Source organism: Paraburkholderia kururiensis, assembly GCF_034424375.1.
GTDB classification, from domain to species: domain Bacteria; phylum Pseudomonadota; class Gammaproteobacteria; order Burkholderiales; family Burkholderiaceae; genus Paraburkholderia; species Paraburkholderia kururiensis_A.
The window spans coordinates 5,742,415-5,768,651 of record NZ_CP139965.1; the positions used below are offsets into that span (position 1 = coordinate 5,742,415).

Annotated in this window: 22 protein-coding genes; 12 read left to right on the forward strand and 10 right to left on the reverse strand. The window is 66.3% G+C overall.

Annotated features, from left to right (window positions below):
• Positions 1–30: 30 nt before the first annotated feature.
• Positions 31–339 (reverse strand): hypothetical protein, encoded by a 309-nt coding sequence (locus tag U0042_RS25795; RefSeq protein WP_114814317.1) that lies wholly within the window; start codon positions 337–339, stop codon positions 31–33.
• A 139-nt stretch (positions 340–478) separates the two neighbouring features.
• Between U0042_RS25795 and U0042_RS25800 the strand changes: the two genes are divergently transcribed.
• On the forward strand, positions 479–937 hold the full coding sequence (locus U0042_RS25800; RefSeq protein WP_114814252.1) for a MarR family winged helix-turn-helix transcriptional regulator: 459 nt from the start codon (positions 479–481) through the stop codon (positions 935–937).
• A 41-nt stretch (positions 938–978) separates the two neighbouring features.
• Here U0042_RS25800 and U0042_RS25805 read toward each other — a convergent pair whose 3' ends face one another.
• Positions 979–1,737 (reverse strand): SDR family oxidoreductase, encoded by a 759-nt coding sequence (locus U0042_RS25805; RefSeq protein ID WP_114814316.1) that lies wholly within the window; start codon positions 1,735–1,737, stop codon positions 979–981.
• Positions 1,738–1,844: 107 nt separating this feature from the next.
• Here U0042_RS25805 and U0042_RS25810 point away from each other — a divergent pair, with 107 nt between their 5' ends.
• Both U0042_RS25810 and U0042_RS25815 read left to right on the forward strand, forming a co-directional pair.
• Positions 1,845–2,774, forward strand: a complete 930-nt coding sequence (locus tag U0042_RS25810) for an AraC family transcriptional regulator (protein ID WP_114814251.1) — start codon at positions 1,845–1,847, stop codon at positions 2,772–2,774.
• Positions 2,775–2,798: 24 nt separating this feature from the next.
• Positions 2,799–2,921: a four-helix bundle copper-binding protein gene (locus U0042_RS25815; RefSeq protein ID WP_419150467.1), complete on the forward strand. Its 123-nt coding sequence runs from the start codon at positions 2,799–2,801 to the stop codon at positions 2,919–2,921.
• A gap of 78 nt (positions 2,922–2,999) precedes the next feature.
• Here U0042_RS25815 and U0042_RS25820 read toward each other — a convergent pair whose 3' ends face one another.
• The 4 genes from U0042_RS25820 to U0042_RS25835 all read right to left on the reverse strand — a co-directional run bounded on the left by U0042_RS25820 (position 3,000) and on the right by U0042_RS25835 (position 6,879).
• The gene (locus U0042_RS25820) at positions 3,000–3,641 is read right to left on the reverse strand and encodes a LysE family translocator (RefSeq protein WP_114814249.1); all 642 of its coding nucleotides are present in this window, start codon (positions 3,639–3,641) and stop codon (positions 3,000–3,002) included.
• Positions 3,642–3,710: 69 nt separating this feature from the next.
• Positions 3,711–4,349, reverse strand: a complete 639-nt coding sequence (locus U0042_RS25825) for an FMN-binding negative transcriptional regulator (RefSeq protein ID WP_114814248.1) — start codon at positions 4,347–4,349, stop codon at positions 3,711–3,713.
• A 213-nt stretch (positions 4,350–4,562) separates the two neighbouring features.
• Positions 4,563–5,081, reverse strand: a complete 519-nt coding sequence (locus U0042_RS25830; RefSeq protein ID WP_114814247.1) for a chemotaxis protein CheW — start codon at positions 5,079–5,081, stop codon at positions 4,563–4,565.
• 34 nt (positions 5,082–5,115) lie between these two features.
• The gene (locus U0042_RS25835) at positions 5,116–6,879 is read right to left on the reverse strand and encodes a methyl-accepting chemotaxis protein (protein WP_327205006.1); all 1,764 of its coding nucleotides are present in this window, start codon (positions 6,877–6,879) and stop codon (positions 5,116–5,118) included.
• Positions 6,880–7,332: 453 nt separating this feature from the next.
• On the opposite strand from U0042_RS25835, the gene U0042_RS25840 reads away from it, so the two are divergent.
• From U0042_RS25840 to U0042_RS25870, 7 genes are all read left to right on the forward strand, one after another.
• The gene (locus U0042_RS25840) at positions 7,333–9,090 is read left to right on the forward strand and encodes an ATP-binding protein (RefSeq protein WP_114814245.1); all 1,758 of its coding nucleotides are present in this window, start codon (positions 7,333–7,335) and stop codon (positions 9,088–9,090) included.
• Positions 9,087–12,665 (forward strand): ATP-binding protein, encoded by a 3,579-nt coding sequence (locus tag U0042_RS25845; RefSeq protein WP_114814244.1) that lies wholly within the window; start codon positions 9,087–9,089, stop codon positions 12,663–12,665. Before U0042_RS25840 ends, U0042_RS25845 begins: the two co-directional genes overlap by 4 nt.
• Positions 12,658–13,887: an EAL domain-containing protein gene (locus U0042_RS25850; RefSeq protein ID WP_198665393.1), complete on the forward strand. Its 1,230-nt coding sequence runs from the start codon at positions 12,658–12,660 to the stop codon at positions 13,885–13,887. The genes U0042_RS25845 and U0042_RS25850 overlap by 8 nt, the downstream gene beginning before the upstream one ends.
• Positions 13,888–13,913: 26 nt before the next feature.
• Complete coding sequence (locus U0042_RS25855) at positions 13,914–14,801, forward strand: response regulator (RefSeq protein WP_114814242.1); 888 nt, start codon at positions 13,914–13,916, stop codon at positions 14,799–14,801.
• A 213-nt stretch (positions 14,802–15,014) separates the two neighbouring features.
• Complete coding sequence (locus U0042_RS25860) at positions 15,015–16,595, forward strand: methyl-accepting chemotaxis protein (RefSeq protein WP_114814241.1); 1,581 nt, start codon at positions 15,015–15,017, stop codon at positions 16,593–16,595.
• 170 nt (positions 16,596–16,765) lie between these two features.
• Positions 16,766–17,371 carry a DUF1007 family protein gene (locus tag U0042_RS25865; protein ID WP_114814240.1) on the forward strand — a complete coding sequence of 202 codons (606 nt, stop codon included), beginning with the start codon at positions 16,766–16,768 and terminating at the stop codon, positions 17,369–17,371.
• Positions 17,372–17,466: 95 nt separating this feature from the next.
• The gene (locus U0042_RS25870; protein ID WP_157977892.1) at positions 17,467–18,675 is read left to right on the forward strand and encodes a nickel/cobalt transporter; all 1,209 of its coding nucleotides are present in this window, start codon (positions 17,467–17,469) and stop codon (positions 18,673–18,675) included.
• A 24-nt stretch (positions 18,676–18,699) separates the two neighbouring features.
• On the opposite strand, the gene U0042_RS25875 is transcribed toward U0042_RS25870, so the two are convergent.
• The 3 genes from U0042_RS25875 to U0042_RS25885 form a co-directional block, all read right to left on the reverse strand.
• On the reverse strand, positions 18,700–20,265 hold the full coding sequence (locus U0042_RS25875) for a methyl-accepting chemotaxis protein (protein ID WP_114814238.1): 1,566 nt from the start codon (positions 20,263–20,265) through the stop codon (positions 18,700–18,702).
• 420 nt (positions 20,266–20,685) lie between these two features.
• A complete protein-coding gene (locus U0042_RS25880) occupies positions 20,686–22,446 on the reverse strand; it encodes a methyl-accepting chemotaxis protein (protein ID WP_114814315.1) in 1,761 nt (586 codons plus the stop codon).
• A 127-nt stretch (positions 22,447–22,573) separates the two neighbouring features.
• Positions 22,574–23,722 carry an EAL and HDOD domain-containing protein gene (locus U0042_RS25885; RefSeq protein ID WP_157977891.1) on the reverse strand — a complete coding sequence of 383 codons (1,149 nt, stop codon included), beginning with the start codon at positions 23,720–23,722 and terminating at the stop codon, positions 22,574–22,576.
• A gap of 363 nt (positions 23,723–24,085) precedes the next feature.
• Between U0042_RS25885 and U0042_RS25890 the strand changes: the two genes are divergently transcribed.
• Positions 24,086–25,171 (forward strand): GAF domain-containing protein, encoded by a 1,086-nt coding sequence (locus U0042_RS25890; protein WP_198665392.1) that lies wholly within the window; start codon positions 24,086–24,088, stop codon positions 25,169–25,171.
• Between the two features lie 109 nt (positions 25,172–25,280).
• Here the strand turns inward: U0042_RS25890 and U0042_RS25895 are convergent, their stop codons facing one another.
• A complete protein-coding gene (locus U0042_RS25895; RefSeq protein WP_157977890.1) occupies positions 25,281–25,580 on the reverse strand; it encodes a hypothetical protein in 300 nt (99 codons plus the stop codon).
• A 46-nt stretch (positions 25,581–25,626) separates the two neighbouring features.
• On the opposite strand from U0042_RS25895, the gene U0042_RS25900 reads away from it, so the two are divergent.
• On the forward strand, positions 25,627–26,025 hold the full coding sequence (locus U0042_RS25900) for a hypothetical protein (protein WP_157977889.1): 399 nt from the start codon (positions 25,627–25,629) through the stop codon (positions 26,023–26,025).
• Positions 26,026–26,237 lie beyond the last annotated feature (212 nt).

Sequence of the window (26,237 nt, forward strand, 5' to 3'; positions counted from 1 at the left end):
CTACACCTGACGTGTCGATTGCGATGCCTGTCAGCCTTGCGGGATGGGCAGCACGGGCATCACGTCAATCGACTCGCCGGGGAAGACGGTGAAATGTGGGTGCCCTTCGAACATTCGCGCCGCTTGTTCATGCGAAGCACTCCGTACGACCGTGAACGCGGTGAGTGCATTAGTCACGTCCTCGACGCCCTTGTTGCTGACGTGCTTCGTCTTGCCGAGCGGACCGCCCATCTCGACGATGGCCGCCTTGTGCTTTTCGACCCACGCGCCCCAGGCGGCGATGCCTTCGCGTTCTTTTGCGCGCCGTTCGTCTTCGGAAAGCGCCTGCCATGCCTTCATGCGCGCATTGTCCTTGCTGCCGAGGAATACGGCCAGAAACAACGTTTGATCGCTCACGTCTCCTCCTTCTGTTGACGGGCGCAACGGAATGTCGTCGCCCGGCGTTGACAATATAGGTTGATATCAACATAATTGCAACATGGCACGCGCAAAGAAACTTCCAAAGTCTCTCCCTTTCGAAACCACGCTGATGGTGCGCGACTGCTGCCTGTGTCTGCACATGCAGAGGGCGGCGCGCAACCTCGCGCGCATATTCGACGAGGCGCTGCGTCCGTTCGATCTCACGAACGGGCAGTTCTCGCTCCTGATGTCGCTCAACCGGCCTCAGCCGGCGGCGATGAAAGACGTGGCGTCGTTGCTGGCGATGGACCGCACCACGCTAACGGCCGCGCTCAAACCGCTGGAGCGGCGTGAGCTGGTCGTCATCGAGCAGGACCCGAACGATGGGCGCAGCCGTCGGCTTCGCTTGACGCCTGCGGGCGAGCAGTTGCTCGCGCGGGCATTCCCGGTGTGGCAGCAGACGCACACCGAAATCGAGCGGCCGTTCGCGCAAGGCGAGGTCGACCGTCTGCGTCGCCACCTGCGATCGCTTTCGTAGCCGATGTAGCGACAAGTCGTGACATGCAGCAAGGCCGGCAGTTAGCGTGCCGCCGTTGCCGCGGCCACCGCATCGGCCCCCGCGGGTATCCGCATCGGCGCCGCGGGATCGGTCACGGCTTGCCACACGGCTTCGGCCACATCCTCCGCATACGTGACCGGCGTGCTCGTGTCGCGTATCGCGGCGAAGACGCCTTGCGTGAACTCGGCGTAGGCCTCGGGCACGTCTTCGCTCATCAGGCGGCGCGCGTTGTTGCCGAAGCTCGTGCTGGGCGACCGTCCGGGCAGCACGAGGCGCACGCGCACGTCGAAGGGCGCCAGCTCCAGCGCGAGCGATTCGGTGAACGCATTCACTGCCGCCTTGCTGCCGGTGTAGACCGAGAGCAGCGGCAACGGCGCGAGCGTGACGGTCGACGTCACGTTCACCACCACGCCTGCGCGCCGCTGCCGGAATTGCGGCAACACGGCCTGCGTCATCGCGATGGTGCCGAGTGTGTTGGTTTCATAGACCGTGCGCGCGTGGTTCAGATCGATAGCCTCGAGCGGTCCCGCCATGCCGACGCCGGCGTTGTTGACGAGCGCATCGATCGGCCCGGCCGCGTCGACGCAACGCCGAATGCTTGCGATATCGGTCACGTCGAGCGGCAGCACGCGAAGCCGCTCGGAGGGCGGTAGCACATCCTCGCGCGGCGTACGCATCGCCGCGACGACGCGCCAGCCTTTGTCGAGGAAGAAGCGCGCGGTCTCGAGTCCGAAACCGGACGAACAGCCGGTGATGAGAACGGTGGAAGCAGGGGACATCGGAAACTCCATCGGTGGGCACTTCGGTTGGCAATGCCTGTACGATAGCCGCCCGATTTCGGACGAACTATACTTGGAGGTCCATTTCTTTGTAGAGATCGTCCGGAATGGTCGACCCCCTTGCCGAAGTCGTGTCGCTGTTGCAGCCCGGCGCGCCGCACTCGAAACTCGTCCTCGCCTCGGCCACGTGGGGCGTGCGCCGCGCGGAGACGGGACGCCCGTTCTACCTGGCTGTGCTCGAAGGCGGCTGCCGTCTCACCGTCGACGGAACGACAGGCAGCGAGACGATCACGCTCAACGAAGGCGACTTCGCCTTGCTTCCCGCCGCGCGCCGCTTCGCGACATCCAGCCTCGATGCGCCGCCGCCCGCCGACGACGAAGCCATCACGACGCCCATTACGCCCATCCCCGGCGGCGCGCGCGTCGGCAACCCGGACGATCCCGTGAATGTGCGCATGCTGGTGGGCCACTGCGTGTTCGGCTCGCCGGACTCCGCGCTGCTGGTCTCGCTGCTGCCGCAATGGGTGCACGTGCGCGGAGCGTCGCGCCTTGCCACGCTGGTCCAGCTGGTGGGCGACGAATCGCGCGCGGATCGTCCCGCGCGGGAAATCGTGATGGCGAGGCTGCTCGAAGTGCTGCTCATCGAAGCGCTGCGCTCCACGGCCAGCACGGCGGCGTCGCCGGGCCTCGTGCGCGGGCTCTCCGATGCACGCCTTGCGCTCGCGCTGCGCCGCATCCACGAATTCCCCGCGCAAGCGTGGACCGTCGCTCAACTGGCGCGCGAGGCCGCGATGTCGCGTTCGGCCTTCTTCGAGCGCTTCAGCCGCGCCGTGGGCGTAGCGCCGATGGAATATCTGCTGACATGGCGCATGGCACTCGCGAAGCGGCTGCTGCGCCAGCGGGACCGGTCGATTGCGGAGATCGCCGCGCACGTGGGCTACGGTTCGGTGAGCGCGTTCGGCGTGGCGTTCACGCGGCACGTCGGCATGCCGCCGGGCCGCTATGCGAGAAGCGAGGTGGACGACGTGCCGGCCTGACGCGACGGCGCCATCCTTTCTCGGGTGGGTACGGCCGGTCTCTGCGACGCGTGCGCCGCCCAGTGCGAAAAGCACGAGCACGAGCATTGCAGGCAATGCGCGCAGGCGTGCCGCAACTGCGCCGAGGCGTGCCGCGCGATGGCGTGAAGCGCAGCGCCTCGCGTGTTGCGTGCTTGCCGCAGCGTGCAAAGTCGTCGCAACGGGCGCTGCCCCGGGCACACGACGCTATCTCGACGTGGACGACCACGCCAGCAACCGGATGCCCGCTACCCCGAACACCACGGCGAGGCATCCTTCGAGCGCGCGACGCGTGCGCGCATAAGCCGCCCGCGCCGTCGCCGTGGAAAACACCAGCGCGTAGGTGCTGAACACCGCCGTGCCGATTACCGCGCAGCCCGGCACGACGGCATCGTGGGCGAGCCCCACGTTGTTCGACGAGAGCGCGACGATGGATACCCAGACGAGAATCGCCTTCGGGTTCGTGAGATGCAGCAGCGCGCCTTTCGTGTAGAGCCGCTTAAACGGTTCGGGCTGCACGTCGCGCGGCACGGTGGCGGCCTGCGCACTCAATGCGGTGCGCCCCGACTTGAAGGCCAGCCAGAGCAGATACACGCCCCCGAACATTTTCACGGCGACGATGAACTGCGACCACGCAACGAGCGCCGCCGAGATGCCGGCCGAGGCCACCGTCGCCCAGAACATCGACCCTGAAATCACGCCTAGCGCGAAGGCGAGGGCCGCCTTGCGCCCACGATGCGCGGCGATGGACATGATGGCGAGATTGCTGGGCCCCGGGCTCGCGACGCCGACGAAATACGCCATGTACGCGAGCAGCAGATTGGCCGAAAAGAACGTGTTGCCTGACATGGAGAGAGAACCTCTTCGAACGGAAAGCGTGACGCGATGGGGTATCGCCGGCGCGGTGCTCGCGCGGCGTTATGGCGATTTGCCGGCCGCCACGGCAAGCATGGCCTCGCCGATCTCCGTCTGACCGCTCGCCTTTAGCGCTTCGCCGGCTCCGCGGATGTCTTCGGTGTCCTTGTTCTGGCCGATCTTGCTCTTGCCCACGAGTCGCGTGATCTCGATCTGCAGCCCCACAATGCACTTCAGCATGGCGTCGATATAGTCCGCCGGCGCATCGCTCATCTTCCAGGGCGCAGGCTGCGCGGCCTCGTGCATACGCGTAAGGCGGCCGACAAGGCCGCGCACGAACCGTTCGTCGTCGCAAATCGCGATGCGTCCGTAGGCGTGCACGACCCTGTAGTTCCACGTCGGCACCTGCCTGTGGTGCACGTGTTTGCTGGGGTACCAGCTCGGCGAGATATAAGCGTCGCCCGCGCGAAACACGACGAGCACCTCGTCGCCGTTCGCCACGTCCTGCCAGACCGGATTGGCTCTGGCCACGTGCGCGCGCAGCACGCCGAGCGGGCCTTCCGCGGCAGCCAGTTCGAAGGGCAGGTGATTGGCGTCCAGTCCGCTTGTGCCGTGCGTGACGAGCATGCCGAACGGATGCTGCGCGATGTGCGCGTGTAGGACCTCGGTGCGAGCTTCGTCGAAATGAGCGGGTACGTACATGGGCTTCCCACGGATCGGGCCTGCGAGAGGGCAGGGGGTAGTCCCGATTGTGGCGACAAACCGGTGGGTCTCACAGAGCCAGTTTCGGTCGATTCGACAGGGCCAGCTGCGCGCCTGCGGGCGGTACGCTCCTGCTGCTTCGCCGCGCGCTTCTACGCGGGGCAGCAGCCTTGAGAACGAGGGCGTCGGTTCGTCCCGACGCCCGCTCGCGAGTCAGGCCACGAGCCCGATGTCGGCCCCGGCGATGAGCTGTTCGATGTCGAGCAGGATCAGCATGCGCTCGCCGTCGTCGCCCGCGACCGTGGCGAGATCCGTGATGAAGCTCGCGTCCACCGATGCCCCGAACGCAGGGGCCGGGCGACGGTCGCCCGGACTGAGTTCCAGCACGTCGCTCACCGCGTCCACCACCACGCCCACCGTGCGGGCCGCGACGTTGAGCACGATGACGACTGTGGAGTCGTCGTAGTCCGCGCGTTCCAGCGCAAACTTCAGACGCAGATCGACGATCGGCACGATCACGCCGCGCAGGTTGATCACGCCCTTGACGAACGGCGGCGCATTCGCAATGCGCGTGGGTTCGTCATAGGAGCGAATTTCCTGTACATGCAGGATGTCGATGCCGTACTCCTCGTTGCCAAGGCGGAACGTGACGAACTCCTGCGCGCCGGCTTCGGCTTCGGCAACCTCGCCGCGAGCGCGTGCGGGCAGCGCGGTTTCGACGACTGCATTCATGGTGTTCTCCTCAAGTGAAAGGGCACGTGGTGCGTTAAAAGGTTTCCCAGTCGCGGCCCGTATCCGCGGTCGCCAGTGCCGGGGCAGGGGCGGGCGCTGCGATCGGCGTACGCTTCGGTGCCGCCGGCCGCGTCGCGGGCGCACGGGTTGCTGAGGGCTTGCGCGCGGGCACCGTTGCGGCGGGAGTCTTGGTGGCCGAGGCGGTTCCGCTGCGACGGAGCTCTTCGCCCGAACTCAGCCGAAAGAACGACACCGCTTCGGTCAGCTGATGCCCCTGGTCTTCGAGCGACTTCGATGCTGCCGCGGCCTGCTCCACGAGCGCCGCGTTCTGCTGCGTGACCTCGTCCATCTGCGTGATCGCAACGTTGACCTGCTCGATGCCGCGGCTCTGTTCGCTCGATGCCGCCGCGATCTCGCCCATGATGTCCGTCACGCGCGCCACGGCCTGGGTGACTTCGGCCATCGTGCTGCCCGCGTCGTCGGCGAGGCGCGATCCTTCCTGGATCTTCTGTACCGAGGTGGCGATCAGGTCCTTGATCTCCTTCGCCGCGCTCGACGAACGCTGCGCGAGGCTGCGCACCTCGCTTGCCACCACCGCGAAGCCGCGGCCCTGTTCGCCGGCCCGCGCGGCTTCCACTGCGGCGTTGAGTGCGAGGATGTTGGTCTGGAACGCGATGCCTTCGATGATGCCGGTGATTTCCGCGATCTTCGACGAGCTGTGGCTGATGTCGGTCATGGTCTCGACCACCTGGCCCACCACGGCGCTGCCCTTGTGGGCGACCTCGGACGCATTGCCGGCGAGCGCGCTGGCCTGCTGCGCGTTCTCGGCGTTCTGGCGCACGGTGGAGGTGAGTTCTTCCATGCTCGAAGCGGTTTCCTGCAGCGACGACGCCTGTTCTTCGGTGCGCGACGACAGATCCTGGTTGCCCGAAGCAATTTCGCTGGCACCTGTGGCGATGTTGTCGGCGGCGGTGCGGACCTGGGCGATGAGGCGCACGAGGCTGGCCTGCATCTCGCCCATGGAGGCGAGCACGCTGCCCTTCGGTGCGCTGTGGGCACCTTGCACGGGACTCAGATCGCCCGCGGCCACGCGCCGCGTGATGTCGCCCAGCGCAGCCGGCTCGTCGCCGAGCGAGCGCGTGAGTCCTCGCGTGATGAGCAGCGCCGCGACGACCGCTGCCGCGATGGCCGCCATGCACAGGCCGATCAGCAAGGCGCGCTGGCTCGCATAGTGTTCGGCGGACTCCTGCATCATCTGCTGCGCGCGGCCGCGCGTGTACTGGCTAAACGCGTTCGTCGCCTTGATGAGTTCGGCGAGCAGCGGGCGGCACTGGTCGTTCATCATCGCGATGGCGTGATCGTGCTGGCTGTGCAGCGCGGCGTCGACGATGGCGAGTGCAACCGGGCCGTACTGCGTTTCCACACGGTCGATGCCGGCCACGAGTTCGCGCGCCTGCGCGGTTGCACTCGTGCTGGTCGCCACCGCGTCCTTCAACTGGCGAAGCCGCGCCTGCACTTCTTCATGCGCCTGGGTGACTGCGGCCTTTTCGATCTCGATATCGCCGGGCTTCGTCACGAGCACGAGGTTGCGCGCGGCAATCGCACGCTGGTCCACTGCGGTGCGGATCTGCTCGGCCAGTTCCGCGCGGGCGCTGATGCCGCTCACGTAGTCCGCGAACCGTTCGTTCGCATCGCCGAGCGACCGCAGCGCCAGCCCCGACACGAGCAGCACGAGCGCTGCGAGCAGGCCGAAGGTCACGGTGAGTTTGGCACGCACCGTCATTTGTCTGAAGTTCATACGCTTGCCCTCCTGTGGTCCGCAATGAACGGTTTCTTCTCTTGCTATGTCGTCGCCGGCGGGCGTTACTGAAATCGCAATGTGCGCGCAAATCGTTTGCGTCAGGGTTTGCGCCAGGCCATTCGCATGAAATTCAATGCGCGTAACTCGCGCAATTCGCGTGCGGTTCTTGCAATGAGGCGCGCGACATGAAGGAAAACCCTGCAACGAGAAAACCGCAAAAGAGCGTAATGGAGCGTTTCCTGAAGAGGCGAGAAGCGCGGAAATCCCTTTTCCGCAAGGCTGTGCGAGCCTGCTTGAGGCATATCAAAAGGTGTGCGGAAGAGAAAAGCTACGGTGAAGTGGTATGGCGAGCGAGCACATTGCGCTTATTGCATATCGCACCATTCAGTTAATCGCTGTGTGGTCGTTACTACACGTAAGACTTCAACAACGAACAAGCGACTATTTCCCATGAGCATATTGACCATGCCATGCGCGAGCCCCCGCCTGGAGGAGGGCAAAGCGGACCATACACGCGACGCGGAGGCGTCGGAAGCACGCCGGCAGGCAACGCTCGAGTCTCTGAAAATACTTCATACATTGCCGGAAGATGCCTACGACCGGATCGTGCGGCGCGTGAGCGAATACTTCGATGCACCGGGCTGCCTGATCGCTTTCGCCACGCGCGATCGCCAGTGGTTCAAGGCGAGGCTGGGCGTGAGCGTCGAGACCGCGCCGCGCGACTCTTCGTTCTGCCAGGCGGCGCTCGAAACGGACGGCGTGTACGTCGTGCACGATGCCTTGCTAAGCCCGCGCTTTGCCGAGAATCCGTTCGTCGTGGGTGCACCGGGCATCCGCTTCTATGCGGGCGTGGCGCTCGTGTTCGGCGAAGCGCAACGCATCGGCACGCTGTGCATCATCGATACGAAGCCGCGCGCGTTCGGCGCGGCCGAAGCCGCCGCGCTCGAAGATTTCGCGGCGCTCGTGGTGGACGAGCTTCATCTGCGTGCGCAGACGCTGCGCCTCGAAGCGGAACTGCAGCGGCAGCGCGAAGCGGAGCAGGCCGCGCTCGCCTCGCAGAAAGCCCGCGCCGATTTCCTCGCCATGGTGACGCACGAAGTGCGCGCGCCGCTCAACGCGATTGCGGGCGCCGTATCGCTGATGTGCCAGCCGGGCGGCGCGGAGCCGGACGAATTCGCCGCCGAGGCGCTGCGCGATTCCACCGGGCACCTGGTGCGCCTGCTCAACGAAGTGCTGGATCTCGCGAAGCTCGAAGCCACCGGCTTCACGTTCAACTACGAGCCCTTCGATCTGCGGCGCGAACTGCGTTGCGCCGTGGCGAGCGTGAAGGCGCAGACGTCGGCGAAGACGGTGAATCTCGAACTCGATATCGATGCCGGCGTGCCCGCCGCGGTGATGGGCGATCGCACGCGCATCGCGCAAGTCCTGATGAACCTGCTTTCCAACGCCATCAAGTTCACGGCGCAGGGCACCGTGAAGGTGTCGGCCGGCACGCGCGTGCGTGACGATGCGCGTATCGACCTCGTCATATCGGTTGCGGATACCGGCATCGGCATGGAAGCGGCTGCCGCGTGCAAACTGTTCGGCCACTTCGAGCAGGCGGACGCCGCCGTGCGCGCGCGCTATGGCGGAACGGGGCTGGGGCTCGCCATCTGCCAGAAGCTCGTTGCCGGCATGGGCGGCACCATCGAGGTGACGAGCACGCCCGGTGCGGGCAGTACGTTCACCTGCACGATTCCCTCGGTGGTCGCGCAAGACGTCGTGGCCCCGCCGTCCGGCCCGGCATGCGCGTTCAACCGCGGCGAGCAGCTCGTGCTGATTGCCGATGACGACGACGTGAGCCGCAAGATCATCAGGGCCGTGCTGAACCGGCTCGGCTATCGCGTGGAAGCCGTATCGAACGGCCGCGATGCGCTCGCCGCGCTGCGCACGAAGCCGTTCGACCTCGCCGTGCTCGACATCAACATGCCGGACCTCGACGGCGTTTCGCTTGCGCGCGAATTGCAGGCACAGACCGAGTTCGGCTCGCCGGTGCCGCTCGTGGCGCTCACGGGCGACGAGCGGCCGCTCGACGATCAGCGTGCCGCCGTCTTCGACGACTACCTCGTGAAGCCCGTGAGCCCCGAGACGCTCGACCGCGCCATCGTCAACGTGCTGTCGCGCCGCGACTGCGCCGCGGCCTCTACGTGCCTCGAGTCGAAAGCATGACGGCAAGCGCATCCCGCGCCGGCGAAGCCATGGTCGCGAAGCCTTACCGACGCTGCATCGGATGGATCGGCACGACGGCGCTCGCCATGGGCGGCAGCAACCAGAGCCTGTTCCTCATCGCCGCGCTGTTCGCGGGCCAGGGCGATATTCCCGGGCAGGGCAGCGCCGCCGTGCCGCTGCTGATCGTGGGGCTGCTGCTCAGCTACGCGGCGCTGCCCGGGTGGATCGAACTCGTGATGATGTCGCCGCGGCGCGTGGGTGGCATTGCCGCGGCCTGCACCGAAGCATTCGCGCCGTATGGCCGCATTCTCTCCACCTTGACCGGCACCTGTTACTGGTGGGGCTGGGTGCCCACGTGCGGACTCACCGCGATTCTCTCGGCCACGGCGATCCACGAGTGGTACCTGCCTGGCGTGGCCGTGCCCGTGCTCGCCTGTTCGCTCGTGCTGTTGTTCGCCGGCGTGAATCTGCTGGGCATTCGCTGGGTGACGCGGCTCGCGGTGCCCATCGCGACATGCTCGGCGTTGCTCGCCTTCGTGTCGGCGCTCGCGCCGGTGTTGACGGGCGCCACGGACTGGCATCGCGCCGTCGACTTCCATCTGACCACACCGTTCGCAGGCTGGTTTGGCGGCGTCACGTCGCTGATGGCAGGGCTCTATCTGATCGGCTTCGCGGCGCCGGCTTTCGAAGCGGCGGCGTGCCACGTGGCCGAAACGCGCGACGCCGAAAGGAACGTGCCGCGCGCCATGAAGGCGAGCGCCGCGATGGCGTCGGTCTACTTCGTCGTTCTGCCGCTCGTGTGGCTCGGCACGCTGGGGCCGCAGGCGCTCGGCGGCGATCTGGGGCAGGTGCTCGGGCCCACGTTTGCGCCCGTGTTCGGCGCGCTCGCGAAATCGGCGGCCATCTGGTTCATGATGTTCAACATGTTCCACGGCACGATCCAGCCGCTCGCGGGCGCCGCGCGCACGCTCTCGCAGCTGGCGGACGACGAGCTCGCGCCGCGGTTTCTGTCGAAGCGCAATGGCAACGACGTGCCCGTCAACGCGACGCTTGTCACGGCGGGCTTCGCGATTGCGTTCCTGCTGATCGGCGACCCGATCTGGCTCGTGGCCGCCGCCAACTTCACGTACCTCATCGGCATCGCCGCACCCAGCGTGGCGGTGTGGCTGCTTCGACGCGATGCGCCGCACGCCGTGCGCGTCTATCGCGCGCCGCGCTACACGATCGGGCTAGGGCTTGCCGCGGCCTGCGTGTGGGCGGTGGCCACCATTCTCGGCTTCGAGCAGTTCGGCTTGCCGACGGTGGTGTTCGGCCTCGCGATGGCGTATTCGGGTGCGGCCGCCTATGCGTGGCGACGCTGGGAAGACCGGCGGCGCGCGGGCCTGCCCGGCATCGCGCCGACGCTGCATCTGCGGCTCACGGGCGCGATGCTGCTCGTGCTCGCGCTGGATGGTGCCGGCTACATGCAGGCCGTGGCGCTGCTGCCCGACACGCATCTGCACTGGCGCACCGCGCTCGAAGACATCTTCGTGATGGTGGCGATGCTCACCATCACGGTGGGCATCGTATTGCCCGGCGTGATCTCGCACTCGGCCCAGGAAGTCACCAAGGCCGCGAAGAAACTGGCCACGGGCACGCTGCGCGATTTTTCGGCGGCCATGAGCGCGCTCGGACGCGGCGACCTGGACGCCGCGCACGCGGCCATCGACATGCACCGCGTGTACGTGCGTTCGCGCGACGAGCTGGGCGAAATGGCGCACAGCTTCAACGCGATGCAGACGGAAGTGGCCAACGCGGCGATCAGCCTCGTGGACGCCCGTGAGGGGCTGCGCAGCGCGCGCGAACGTCTGACCGTGGCGAACCATTCGCTGCGGCAGAAGATTGTCGAACAGCAGCAGCTTGCCGAAGAACTGCTGGCGGCGAAGAACGTGGCGGAAGTCGCGAACGCGGCCAAGAACCAGTTTCTCGCGCGCATGAGCCACGAACTGCGCACGCCGCTCAACGGCGTGGTGGGCGCGGCGGACCTGCTGCTCGATCTGGACCGGACCGGCGAGCAGCACGTGCTGCTCACGAGTATTCGCGACTCCGGCGCGGCGCTGAAAGACGTGATCGACCAGATTCTCGACGTGGCGGAGATTGGTGCCGACACGCTCGATTTGCGGCGCGAGGCGTTCGATCCGGGCGCGCTGCTCGATGCCGTGGCCGCGCCCTATCGGCAGCAAGCCGAGGCGAAGGGGCTCGCGTTCGTGCACGAGCGCTTCGGCCTCCTATCTCCCGCAGGCCACGCATGGCGCGTGCTCTCCGACCGCGACCGCGTCGCGCAGATCGTGGCGAACCTGCTTTCGAATGCGGTCAAGTTCACGACGGAGGGCAGCGTGTCGCTGTCTACCGCGTTGGCTCGCCGCGGCGCGAACGACGTCGTGCTCACCGTCGTCGTGAACGACACGGGTCCGGGCATTGCGCACGGGCAGCGCGAGACGGTCTTCGCGTCGTTTGCGCAGGCCGACGAAAGCCGCACGCGCGCGCACGACGGCGCGGGCGTGGGCCTCTTTCTCGTACGCGAACTTGTCAAACGGCTCGACGGACAGCTTCAGCTCGACAGCGAACCCGGCCGCGGTACGACCTTTACCGTCGTGCTGCCGTTCACGCTCGCCCCTCAACCCGCCGCGGGCTCCACCGACGCACACGTGCCACCCGCTGCGCTCCACGAAGGCGACCCCATGACATCCAACCCTCCTCCGCACGCGCACACGTTGCCGGCGGGCGCCGCGGCGAAACACGCACCGCTCGTTCTGCTGGCCGAAGACAACCCGACGAATCAGGCTGTGGCCATGGCGTCGCTGCGCCGGCTCGGGCTCACGGCGCAACTGGCGGGCGACGGCGAAGAGGCCGTGCGGCTCTTCGCGCAGCATCGTTTCGACCTCGTGCTCATGGACTGCCACATGCCGAAGATGGACGGCATCGCGGCGACGGCGGCCATCCGCACGCTCGAAGCCACGCGCGGCACGGGCCACGTGCCCATCATCGCGATCACGGCGGACATGACCTCGGCCAACGTCGTGCAATGCCGCTCCGTGGGCGTGACGGCGATCATGGCCAAGCCGTTCACGTTCGCGGAGTTTTCCGCGGCCGTGAAGGCGCATCTGAAAGACGGTGACGCGCCTGCTGTCGCGGCGGCCCAGACCGAGATCGACGAAGCGGTCCGCGCGGCCGCGGCCATCGACCATGCGTGCATCGATGCCTTGCGCGAACTCGCGGACGAAGATAGCCCCGATGTCGCGCTGGACATCGTCTCGACCTACCTCGACACCGCGTCCCGGCAGGTGAACGAATTGCGCACCGCGCTGGAGGCGGGCGCCTGGATGGAAGTGGGCCGGCTCGCTCATACCCTGATGTCGAGCAGCGCCTACGTGGGGGCCACCGGCTTTGGGCGGCTCATGAAAGAGACCGGGCAGCAGGCGCGCGAGGGCAAGCCCGACGACAGGGACGCAGCGTCGGCCCACATCGGCGCGGTCTACGCGCGCGTTCATGCGAGTCTCGCCGACCTCTTCGTGCACGGAGACACACATGATTGACGCCCATGCGAGCGAGCGCGAAAGCGCCGTGCTCATCATCGAAGACGACCCCGTGCAGCGCGGCATCATGGAAGCCATGGTGCGCAAGCTCGGCATGCGCGGTCTGCCGGCCGCCACGGTGAGCGAGGCGCGTGCGCATCTGCAGAACGACGACGTACGCATGGTGCTGCTCGATCTGCGTCTGCAAGACGGCACGAGCCTCGACGTGTTGCACTCGCTCGGCAACGATACGGTGCCGCGCTCGGTGATTCTCGCGAGCGGCTGCGACGAACGCACGCGCAATGCGGTCTCGCGTATTGCCGAGGCGCGCGGGGTGCACGTCGCCGGCTCGCTGCGCAAGCCGATCTGCGAAGACAGCCTCGCCGCGCTGCTGCGCGCCGGGCGCGGGGCCGTCGCCGTGCGCCAGCCCGCGGCCGACGAGCCATGCGATCCCGACGACGTGACCTTCGCGCTGGCCGGCGGCCGAATCGTGCCGTACTTCCAGCCTCAGGTGTCACTCAGCACCGGCCGCGTGGTGGGCGTGGAGGCCCTCGCGCGCTGGCAGTCGGACGCGCACAGCACCATTGGTCCCGAACGTTTCGTGTCCGTCATCGAAAGCATGGGGCAGGCGCGCGCGTTCACGGCGCTCATGCTGAAAGCGTCGCTTGCCGCGTGTGCGCGCTGGCGCCGCCGCTTTCCCGAGGTCAGCGTGGCGGTGAACGTGCCGCCTTCGCTCGTCGATGCGGCGTTCGGCGATCTCGTCAGAAGCTGCCTGCACGAGTACGCCGTGCCTCCGTCGGCGCTCGTGCTGGAACTGACCGAAGGCAGCCCGCTCAGCGATTCGGTGGCCGTGGGCAACGTACTCACGGGCCTGCGCATCGACGGCGTGGGCCTCGCCATCGACGACTTCGGCACGGGCTACTCGTCGATGCTCTCGCTGCTGCGCATTCCGTTCAGCGAAATGAAGCTGGACCGCGCGTTTGTGGGCTGCGCGCTGCATGACGCGGATAGCGCGCGGATTCTCAGTGCGTTGATCGCCATGAGTCGCGACATGGGCGTGACGACCGTGGCCGAAGGCATCGAGTGCGTCGAGGTGCGCGACCGGCTGGCCGCCTACGGGTGCTCGACAGGGCAGGGCTGGTTGTGGTCGGCAGCACTGAAGGAGGCAGCGCTGCACGCATGGCTCGACGACGCGGCGCAGGCGGGCTGCGCGCCCACCGTCGCCTCGACGGTGCAGCACTGAAGCGTTGCATTGAAAGGAAAGACAAGATGAGAACCACCACCACTACCACCACGAGAACCACCGGCCGCGCGACCACGAGGGCCGCGGCGCGGACCGCTCCGACGCCGGACGCCACAGAGGCGGCGCGCGCGCTGTGCAGCGTGACGGCCGACACCCTGAGCCGCGTCGAAGCAGGCTGCAGCGCGGCCGGCATCGCGTCATGGCAGGCCCTTGTCGCGGCGGCGCAGCGCGGCACCGTCTTCAACGTCGCGTTCGCGGAGCGGCGCCCTACTGAATTCGTGCGCGAGTTCTCGGCGCTCGTGCGCGCGAGCGGTTTGAAGTTCCGCGCGGACAGCTCGCTCGATCTGTTCCTCGGCGCGCCCGCGTTTCTCGATCGCATGATCGAAGGCGGCAGGAAGCCGCGCATCGTCGTCGTGACGGCGCTCGGCGAAGTGGCGGAAGACGAGAGCGAGAGCGTGACGCTCTCGGGCGTGCGCCGCTCGGCGGGCATCAGCTACGCGCGCCGGGAAAGGCCTCGTCCGCTCGCCGGCAAGTCGGTGATGGTGCTGGACGACGACGCTGTCTCGCGCAAGGTGCTGGCCGCGGCGCTCGAACGCGCGGGCTGCACGGTGTCGGCCGTGGGCGAGGCGGAAGCGGCCTTCGCCATGCTCAAAGAGACGCGCCCCGACGTCGTGGTGCTCGACATCGTGCTGGGCGGCACGCTCGACGGCTTCGACTTCTGCCGCGCGATGCGCTCGAACCCGCAATACGCGGGCATTCCCGCGATCTTCGTGACGGGCCATACCGAAGCGCAATACCGCGACCGTGCGGCATCGGTGCTGGCGTCGGCCTATTTCGACAAACCCGTGAAGGCGAACCGCCTCTGCGCGGCCGTCGCGCAACTTTCGCAGGGCGCGCACGTCGAGGTCGCGTAGGCGCTCGCCGTTTCCATTCCAGCGTTTTTCCGCGAGCAAAACCCGTGGCGCAATCGCTGTTCACTGCCCTTCGGCAACGTGCGCAGGTGTCGACATACCGATGTGGGCACCGCGCGGCTCGCAGCCGGCAGGCATCGCCGGCGAGCAAGGCGCGGCATATGAAAAGAACAGCATCAGGCAAACCGCCGGCGCGGCGGGAGTGAAGGAGACTCAATGCGCAACAATCTTCCCGTGACAGGCGTGGAGTACGACTATCCGGCATCGAGCATGCTGGTGTCGGCCACGAATCTTTCCAGCCACATCGAGTACTGCAATCCGGCCTTCATCGAGGTCTCGGGCTTTTCGCGCGAGGAACTGATCGGCCAGCCGCACAACGTGATCCGGCATCCGGACATGCCGCCGCAGGCATTCGAAGACATGTGGGCGACCATCAAGGCCGGGCGGTCATGGACGGCGCTCGTGAAGAACCGCCGCAAGAACGGCGACCATTACTGGGTGCGGGCCAACGTCACGCCCATCGTGCGACACGGCGAGGCCGTGGGTTATCTCAGCGTTCGCACGAAGCCCGAGCGCGCCGAGATTCGCGAAGCCGAGGCGCTCTACGCGCGCCTGCGCAGCGGTCAGGCGAAGGGTGTGTGTCTGCGCGGCGGCCGCGTCGTGCATGTGGGCGTGCTCCATGCGCTCGACTTGTGGCGCGATGCCGGTTTGCCCGCGCACATCTTCATGACGGGTGCGGCGGGCGTGGCCGCTGTCGCATCGCTCTTCGCCTTCGCGGACCGGCTATCGGGCGCGACGCTCGTGAGCGCCGCGCTCGCGATGGTCGCGGCCGGCACGTGGCTGCCGGCCTTCTTCGTGGCGAAGCGCGCGCAAAGTCGCATTGCCGAAGTGGACCGCATCGCGGCGCGCATGGCCGCGGGCGACCTCACGGTGCATGTGCCGGCCACGTCGGGCACGTGCACGAGCCAGACGCTGCGCGGACTGGCTCAGTTACGCGTGAGTCTAGTCGCGATCGTCTCCGACGTGCGCACGCAGATCGAACAGATGAAGGTGGCGTCGCAGGAAATTGCCGGAGGCAACATGGACCTGTCGCGACGCACCGAGGTGCAGGCGGCGTCGCTGGAGGAGACCGCGGCTTCGCTCGAGGAACTCACGGCCACCGTCAAGAGCAATTCGCACGCGGCGACCCAGGCGAACAGCATCGTGGAGAACGCGCAGACAGCGACGCGCGGCGGCTGCGATGCGATCCGGCAGACGGAGTCCACCATGCAGGGCATCTCGCGTTCGTCCGACCAGATTCGCGCCATCGTCACGACGATCGACAGCATCGCGTTCCAGACCAACATCCTCGCGCTCAATGCGGCGGTGGAAGCGGCCCGCGCGGGCGAAACGGGCAAGGGCTTCGCCGTGGTGGCCGGCGAAGTGCGCGGACTCGCGCAACGCTGCGCGACGGCGGCGCGCGAAATCAAGGCGATCGTGGATACCAACGCGACCGTCGCCCAGGCGGCGGGCGAGAGCGTTGCCGGGGCCGCGGGCCGCATGGTCGAAATCGAATCGAACATGCAGCGCGTGTATGCGATCGTTCAGGAAATCGCGAATGCCAGTGTCGAGCAGTCGCAAGGTATCGACAGCATCAACAACTCGGTGGTGCATCTGGACGATGCGACCCAGCAGAACGCGGCACTCGTCGAAGAGGGCGCCGCCACGGCTGAAAGCCTCGCCAATCAGGCGAACGTGCTGGACGAGGCGGTGCGCCTCTTTACCTTGCCGAACCAGACGGCGGTGCGCTCGCGGTAGTCCTGCTTTTCGTTCGCGCCTTCTCGCCCTCAGGCGAGGATGAACCATGGGGATTCGGCGCGGCGATCGGGCGCTCATAGACGAATGCGGCACGACGGAGAAAGCCGCTACACGTCACGCTCCAGTGCGATAATGCGCAGCATTTTTCGCCATCGCCGCACGTCTGCCCGATGCCTCACGTCAGCCGTTTTTCCGTCTCGTCGATACGAGCGTTTCTTGCGTGTCTTCTGGCTTCTGCAAGCCTTGCGCAAGCCCATCCCCACGTGTGGGTCGCCTACACGGCAAGCGTCCGCATGAGCGGCACGTCCATCGTCGCGCTCGACGAGCGCTGGCGCTTTACGGAAGGCTTTCCGGTTCAGCTCGTCGGCGTCGGGCAGATGCCCGCGCAGGGCCTGCTCGACGCGGCGCTCACGAAGCGTTTCCACGACGAGGCGTTCGTGTCGCTCGCTCACGCGTCTTACTTCACCCATCTTTTCGTCGACGGTCGCGCGCAGGTCTTTGGCGCGCCTACCGGCTTCCAGGTGTCGGTGGAGGACGGCAAGATCACCTACGCGTTCCGGCTGCCGCTTGCGGCGCCTGTCGACGTGCGCGGCAAGAGCGTGGAACTGGGCGTGTGGGACCCGTCCTATTACGTCGACTACGAAATGGATTCGGGCGAGGCGGTATCGCTCGGGGCCGGCGCCCCCGGTGCGTGCTCGATCCGGTCCTTCGTGGACAAGGCCCATCCCATCTTCAATGGCTTCGTATTGCCTCACGCGAGCGCGATCGCATGCTAGCCGGTCTGCGTGTGACGCTGCGTAGGGTTCCGCGCGTGGTTCTGCCTGGCCCATGCGCGCGTCTCGTGGCCGCTTTCGGCAGGACGCTGCGCGGCATGGTGCACGGCCATGGACGCGCGGCGGTTGCATCGTTGCTTGTTGTGGCGGTGTTGTGCGTGGCTTGCGTGCACGCGCATGCAGAAGCGCTGGACGTCTTCGGGCAGCCCACCGGCGCGGCGGCCACTGCGGGCGCCACGGCAACCACGGCAACTGCTGCGGCGTCCGATAGCGCAACGCTCGCTCCGTCATGGTGGTATCGCTACGTGCCCGATTCCGTGCGGGCGGGCGTCGGCGCCTGGCTGCGCGTGCAGGCGGCCTGGAACGGCCGCATCGAAGGGTTCATGGCCCAGTGGTCGCACGGCGCTTCGCTCGCTGCATGGGCAACGCTCGTCGTCGTCTCGTTCGGATACGGCGCGCTACACGCGTTGGGCCCGGGTCACGGCAAGCTCGTCGTCAGCACCTGGCTCGGATCGCGTCGCACGCGCCTTGCGGACGCCGTGCTTCTCAGCGCGTGGACGGCCGCGGTGCAGGCGTTCAGCGCGATCGGGCTCGTGCTGGGCGCCGCGTGGTTCACGCACGCGGGGCTCATGAGCGTGATGCCGCACGCCGCGTCGATGGAGACGGTCAGCTACCTCTTGCTCTGCGTGACGAGCGCCTGGGCTATCAGGTCGCGTGGCGCGCGCAGCCAATGCTGCGACGAAGCGCCGGTCGTCAGGCTTGCGCATCATGCAGGCGAAGACGCGCCGCAGGCGGCGCCGGACGCAGCCGATGGAGTGGGCGGCGACGAAGCCCCCGTAGGCGCGTATCTGCGTAACCGGCTGACCCGCGTCGCGCAGGAGAAGCCTCGTCTCGCAGCGGGCGCCGGGCCCGTTCTTTCCCGGGCGGCAGTGGATGCCCGTCCTGTTTCGGAGGACCGGGCGCGTTCGAAGATCCGCCAGATCGCGACGCTCGGCCTTGCTGCCGGCGTGCGGCCGTGTATCGGCGCGATCTTCGCGCTGGTGACGTCGATGGCGAACGGAGCGCTCGCCGCCGGCGTGGTTGCGACCGTCGCGATGGCCGCGGGCGTCGCGACGACGGTCACGCTGATCGGTCTTGGCAGCATCGGGGCGAACCGGACGCTCGCCCGGCTCGCATTGCGCTACCGCATACGTTCCGCGAGGGCAGGGCGCATGGTTGCGGTCGGCGCGATCGCCATGATCCTGCTGGTCTCTGCCTTGCAGCTGGCGCTGTTGCTGAGCGGCATCAGCGCCAACACGCTCTCGTAACGCCTGCGCGGCGGCATGCTCCGCTCAGGCGTGTGCGCGTCCGATCTTGAACACACCGACGACCTCGCGTAGCGCGGTGGCCTGCTGCGCCATCGACTGCGCGGCGGCCGAAGCCTGCTCCACCAGCGCGGCGTTCTGCTGCGTGACCGAATCCATCTGGCCCACGGCGACATTGACCTGCTCGATTCCCGTTCCCTGTTCGTCGGAGGCCGAGGCGATCTCGCCCATGATGTCGGTCACGCGCCGCACGGACTGCACGATATCGGACATGGTGGCGCCGGCTCGCTCCACCTGCTCGGAGCCTTGCGCCACGCTTTCCACCGAACTCGTGATGAGGTCCTTGATCTCTTTCGCCGCGCTCGCGCTGCGTTGCGCCAGCGTGCGCACTTCGCCCGCCACCACGGCGAACCCGCGGCCCTGTTCTCCTGCGCGTGCGGCTTCCACTGCTGCGTTGAGCGCGAGGATGTTGGTCTGGAACGCAATGCCCTCGATGACGGCGATGATTTCGGCGACCTTGCCCGAACTGCTCGAGATGGCGCGCATGGACTCCACCACCTGGCTCACCACTTCGCCGCCGCGCACGGCGACATCGCAGGCGCTGCCTGCGAGCGCGTTGGCCTGTTTGGCGTTTTCCGTGTTCTGACGCACCGTGGCGGTCAGTTGCTCCATGCTGGCCGCCGTTTCCTGAAGCGAGGCCGCCTGCTCTTCCGTGCGCTGCGAGAGGTCCAGGTTGCCCTGTGCGATTTCCCCGGCCGAGGTCGTGATGGCTTCCGCGGAAGTCTGGATTTCGGCAACGATGCCCCTCAGTTGCTGACGCATCGATTCGAGCGACGCCATCAGGCTGTCTCGATCGTTCGGCGCGACAGGCACCGGCATCTCGAGATTGCCCTCGGCAATGCGGCCTGCCACCGTGGCGGCGTCGGCAGGTTCGCCACCCAACGCGCGCGTGATGCTGCGCGTAATGAAGAAGCCGAGCGCGATCGAGAGGACGATCGTCATAGCGCCGGCCGCGGCGAGCGTCAGCTTGGTCGATGTCGTCATGCTCGCCACTTCGCCCGAGCGCTGGTCGAGCAGCGACTGCTCGGCCTGGTTGAATTCCGCAGCAACGGCACGATAGCGGTCCATGAACTGCTTGTCGTTGCCCTGCTTGAAGTAGTCGATCAACACGTTGACAGGCTGCGTGCCGGCGTTGACGTCACGCCGCATCGCGATCAGCTTCTCGTCGATTTCCGCCACCTTCTGCTGCATCTCGCGCAGCGTGTCGAGGCGCTGCTGCTGCGCCGGATTGTCGGCCGTGAGGCTTCGGACCTGATCGAGCGACGTCGTGAACTGCGTGCGTCCAGCCTTGTACGGCTCCAGGAAGCGCTCCTCGCCCGAGGCGACGAAGCCGCGCGCACCGGTCTCCATGTTGATCATGTTGGCGAGCATGTCGTCGTTCGCCCGCAGAACCTGATAGCTGTGAATGTTCCAGCCATTCGCCTGATTGAGCTTCAGAAAATTGAGTATCGAGATTGCGCTGCCAATCAACGAAATGACGACGACGATACCGAACGCTACGCCAAGCTTCTGGCCCACAGTCATTGATTTCATGCTTTCTTCCTCACGGGTATTGGTATTCACAATGTCGGCAAATAAACTGGATTACTGAAATCCGGTCGATTGCAACGCGTGGGTGGTTTTTTTCTGCGTTTATCGGGTTGAGTGATTGTGTTTTCCTGATCATCGGCCACTGGAGAAGGCAATTCTTCCCGCAAACGATCATTTCAGTATTTCATGCTTTTTGCATCGAATGAAACCGGGGCTTTTCCACTGTTAGCGCATCACGCTGAGCCGGATTTCTGCATACAAATTGCGAATTCTTCCAATAAATCGCATTCTGCGAATTGAATATAAAAATTCAATTTATCTGCATGTTTGTCGTGATCGACTTTGCGTAGACGTTTGCAAGCGGTATTCATGTTTTATATCGATGTGGTCTGTGGATTTCGCCATCGTCGTCGCTCTTCGCAATCAGAAGTGCTCCCAGTCGCGCGCCGTGTCCGCGGCTCGAGGCGCGGCGGCAAGCGTGGACGTGGGAGCGGGTGTGTGGTTCGGCACGGCGAGGCGGCTCGCGCGCTCGCGCTTCGCGGCCGGCTTGCGTGCCGCCGCTGCTGTCCCCGCTGGAGTGACCGCACCATGCCGTGCCTCGTTGCCGGAGCCGCCCGAACTCAGCCGAAAGAACGACACCGCTTCGGTCAACTGATGCCCCTGGTCTTCGAGCGACTTCGATGCTGCCGCGGCCTGCTCCACGAGCGCCGCGTTCTGCTGCGTGACCTCGTCCATCTGCGTGATCGCCACATTGACCTGCTCGATGCCGCGGCTCTGTTCGCTCGATGCCGCCGCGATCTCGCCCATGATGTCCGTCACGCGCGCCACGGCCTGCGTGACTTCGGCCATCGTGCTGCCCGCGTCGTCGGCGAGGCGCGATCCTTCCTGGATCTTCTGTACCGAGGTGGCGATCAGGTCCTTGATCTCCTTCGCGGCGCTCGACGAACGCTGCGCGAGGCTGCGCACCTCGCTTGCCACCACCGCGAAGCCGCGGCCCTGTTCGCCGGCACGCGCGGCTTCCACCGCAGCGTTGAGTGCGAGGATGTTGGTCTGGAACGCGATGCCTTCGATGATGCCGGTGATCTCCGCGATCTTCGACGAGCTGTGGCTGATGTCGGTCATGGTCTCCACCACCTGGCCCACCACGGCGCTGCCCTTGTGGGCGACGTCGGACGCATTGCCGGCCAGCGCGCTGGCCTGCTGCGCGTTCTCGGCATTCTGGCGCACGGTGGAGGTGAGTTCTTCCATGCTCGAAGCGGTTTCCTGCAGCGACGACGCCTGTTCTTCGGTGCGCGACGACAGATCCTGGTTGCCCGAAGCAATTTCGCTGGAGCCGGTGGCGATGTTGTCGGCGGCGGTGCGGACCTGGGCAATGAGGCGCACGAGGCTGGCCTGCATCTCGCCCATGGAGGCGAGCACGCTGCCCTTCGGTGCGCTGTGGGCACCTTGCACGGGACTCAGATCGCCCGCGGCCACGCGGCGCGTGATGTCGCTCAGATCGCCCGGCTCCGCGCCGAGCGAGCGCATCAGCATGCGCGTGATCAGCCATGCAGCGACGATGGCGGCTGCAATGGCGGCAAGGCTGATGCTGACGAGGAGCGTACGTTGGCTTGCGTATTGTTCGGCCGACTCCTGCTTCTGCTGCGCGGCGCGGCTGCGTGCATAGTTCCCGTACGCCTCCGTTGCGGCGATGAGCTGGGCGAGCAGCGGGCGGCACTGGTTGTCGATCATCGTGACGGCTTCGTCGCGCCGGTTGTGCAGGGCGGCGTCGACGATGGCGAGCGCGACAGGGCCGTACTGCGCTTCGACGCGGTCGATGTCCGTCACGAGGATGCGCGCTTGCCCGGACGCGCGCGGGTTGTTCATCACCGTGTCCTTCAGCTGCGCCAGCCGCGCCTGCACGTCCTGGTGGGCCTGCGTGACGGCTGCCTTCTCGAGCTCGATGTCGGCGGGCGTTGTCACGAGCACGAGATTGCGCACGGCCATCGCGCGCCGGTCCACTGCGGTGCGAACCTGCTCGACCAGTTGGGCGCGCGCACTGGCGCCGCTCACGTATTCGGCGAAGCGGTCGTTGGCGCTACCGAGCGCGTTCAGGGCAAGCCCCGAAACCAGCAGAACGAGGCCGGCCAGCAGCCCGAAGGTCCAGGCAAGCCTCGCGCGCACCGTCATTTTGTTGAAGTCCATGTTTGCCATCCCCGTGCTCTTTGATTGAGCTGTTTTCTGCGTGTGTTGTTGCGCGCCGCGCCGCTCGAACTGCATGGCGCACACGCTTGCTGCTTCAAGACGTGCTCCGTTTGTCGGGGCATGTCTGCTAGATCGCTTCCGACTCCACCGACCGCGCGAATGCCAGTGCCCGGCCGAGAATCCCTTCGTCTCCCACAATGGCCGCGCGTATGCGTGCATGGATGGGGAAGGTCTGCCAGAACGCTGCCGCTTCGCTGTCGTATGCGACATGGAGAAGCGACAGCGATCCGGTCAGTCGCGCCTGCCGCGCCAGCCCTTCGTCTTCGGGATGGCGATGGCTGATGTACGAAGCCATGACGGCCCCGCGTTGCGCCGCCAGTTGCGCCAGCGGATCGTCCTCCGGCCGCAGCCGGTTGAGGTAGAGGAGCAGGGCGCACCAGTGGATCAGGACGTCGATGCCCACGATCGTGAGCGCGGCCTCGATGGAGTCCACTGCGTCGCGTGCCGCCTGGGGCACGGTGGCGGCCGCGGAGGCGAGGCGCAGCAACTGTGCGAGGAGCGGCGGCGTGTCAGCGACCGCCATGGCGACGCGCGAGTGCTGCGCATTGGCAAGCACCAGCTCGATCACGCGCAATACCGGAGCCGCAGACGGCGACACGTTGCGCGCCCTGAGGGTCTCTGGCTTGCAGAAGAAATACCCCTGAAACAACGAAGCGCCCGCATCTCTTGCCGCGCAGAAGTCCTCCCAGGTCTCGACCTTTTCGGCAAGGACCGTCTTGCCGGCGACCCGCAGCGTGCGGCACAGCGAAGCCCGGTCAGCGGGCTCGATAAACGGCCAGTCGAGCTTCACGATGTCGACCTGGGCCAGGATGGGCGCAGCCTCCGGCAGCGGGGCTCTTACGTCGTCGAGCGCGATGCGGAAGCCGTTGCGACGCAGTCTCGCGCACACCGAAACGAGTTGGGCGGTGTGCGCGCAGCTTTCCAGCACCTCGAGTACGAACCGTCGGGGAGGCAGCAGGCGCAGGTACGGCGAGCGCAACACCTCTTCGGTGCAGTTGAGAAACGAGTCCTTGCCCGCCACCGTTTCCTCGAGACCGAGTCCCGTCATGGACGTGGCCAGCACGGAGAGCGTGCTCGCTACTCCGTCCACGATAACGGCGTGGTCCTCGAAGCCGCTGCGAAACAGCAGTTCATAGCCGACCACCCGGCATTGCGCATCGACTATCGGCTGCCTTGCCAGGAATGAATCGGCAGGTTTCTCGCACTCGAGGGACACAAACGGCTCCTTTGCGCCTGTCGGCGTTCGCATGGCTTGACGGGGCGGCGTGTGGGACGACCCGGCAGCCGCGCTATGACTAAGTATCGGCCGTGGTAATCGTTGCTTTAATTTTTTCCATTTTTTGACTCCGTGGTGGCATCGAGACGAGCACGGATGTTACCCCATAAAAAAGGGCCGGCGTATAAGCCGGCCCACAAAACCTGGCTGACCGGGGTGTCAGTCAGGTGCATGCAACGGAACTCAGCATAGCATGAAAGTATTTTGCAAAGTTTCAAATTTGCCGAATTTGTTGTTTTTATGTTTCGTTTATCGTTATTTCAGTATCATGGGGGCCACACGAATTCAAGGAGTGGCGCGCTCATGAACGAATCGATCCTGACCACGAGTGCGGCCGCGCGCCTGCTCGGCGTCTCTATCCGCACGGTGCAGACGTGGATAGAGCAAGGGATCGTGGCGTCATGGAAGACGCCGGGCGGGCATCGGCGCGTGCGTCGGGAAGACGTGCTCGCGCTGCGCGAACGTCTGGTTGCGCGCGAATCGTCTACGTCCGTTCCCGTGCTCGTGATCGGCAGCGAAGAGCTGGCGCGCAAGTGCCGCGCCGCGCTGGCGTCCTTGCCGGGCGTGAGCGTCACCACCGAGTCCGACGCGCTCTCCGGGCTGGTGGCGGCCGGGCGTCTCACGCCCGCGCTGATCGTCGTGGAGCTGGGCCGCTCCGACTGGGAGCGCCTGGGTCTGGTGAGGCGCCTCGTCACCTCGCAATTGCTCGCGCACAGTCGCATCGCGGTCGTTTCCGAGGCATCGGCCGACCAGGTACGCATCGATCTGGGCGCCGAGCGGCGTATCCAGGTGCTGGCACCGAACTTCGACCCGGAAGTCCTGACGGAGGGGTTGGTCCTGCCGGCGCAGAACAAGTCCGCTGAAGCGCAGTCTCTTTATCCTGTCCCGTCCGACGAGATGGCGCGATTGCACGCCGTTGCCCGCACGTTGCTGGTGGATACCGCGGACGAGCCCGACTACGACGCCATAGCGAGAATGACCGCGGGCCTGTTCGACGTGCCCATCTGCCTCGTGACGCTGCTCACGCCCGACCGGCAATGGTTCAAGGCGCGCTACGGGCTGACGGTGCCCGAAACGCCGCGGGCCTGGGCGTTCTGCAACTACACGATCCTGCAAAAGGACGTGTTCGTGGTCGAGGACGCGACGGCCGACAGCCGCTTCCAATCCAATCCGCTCGTCACGGCGGAACCCACCATCCGGTTTTACGCCGGCGCGCCGCTTTACGATTACGAAGGCTTTGCGCTGGGCGCGCTTTGCGTGATCGACCGCAAGCCGCGGGTACCGGAGCCGTCCCGGGTGCAGACGTTGCAGATTCTTGCGTCGCTCCTGTCGGACCGGATCAACCTGCGCACGCGCACGCGCCAGATCCGCTGGTCGGGCAGGGAATGAGGCCGCCGCGCGAGTCGGGCAGAAAGCGGCCGTGACGCACGTCGACAGGTTGCGATGCGCGGCACAGCGGTCGGGTTGGCTCGCCTGCTTCATGCTTTGCGCGAGTCCATCAAGCTGAAAACTCAATGAACGCCGCCTGCAGCATCTGAATTTCCCGCTCGGCGTTGGCGAGCAATTGCGATAACGAGCGACCCGTCTTTCCGACGTTGCCGAGCAGTTCTTCCATCGTCTTACCAAGCGTTTTGGCGGCCAGCCCGCTCACCGTCTCTGTATCGGGCAGCTCCCGCAGGCACGCAATGGCGCGTTCGAGCACGCGCTGCATATCGGCCGCCACGCACCGCGCGGTTCCCAGATGGCACGGCGACGTCAGCGCGAACGTCGTTTCGATCAATTCGGCGACGTTCGTCATTTGCGGCTGCCTTCGTGCTGCGACGCGTGCCGATTCGCACACGGCCTTGCGCAGCGAGGCGATTTCGTCGTGCTTCGTTTCGATTGCGGCGATCATCGTGCGAAGCGAATCCGCAAGCGCGCGGAACCGGACAATCTGTGCCGACTTCCAGTCGGCGGTGCCGCCATACGGCGCGTGCAGCATGCTCGTCTTCATGTCTCGTTGGTCGCACGTCTGTGCGTTCCTTCTGATGGATGTCGTTCGCGGCGTCGTCTGCCGGAACGGCTTTCGCGTGCGGGTCGGCACATGCGGAGAAGGCGGCGGAAAAGCGCTCGCTCGAGCTTCGCCCAAGGCCTTACCTGATTTGTCGGTCCGCTTTTTCGTTGCTGAAGGTGTGACGTTTCGCGACGACGGCTTCGTGTTCGCCGATACGCAAAAGAGCGGAGCGGGGCGTTGGCCGAAGTGAGGGAGAAACGGCGCAGAGCTTCGAGGTGAGGGAGAGAGGCGTGGCGAGGCCGGCAATCGGGCCGGCGAAGGTGCGCGAGGGATGGCGCGGCGCGGGCCAGCGGATGACGTGTGCGCACCGTTCGTTGCGGTGCAGGAGTGTGGAGCGGCAGTGGCTCGCGATGCCGCTGCGGCTTGCGTTGCCTGTTATGTTGCCCGCTAATGTCGCCCGCT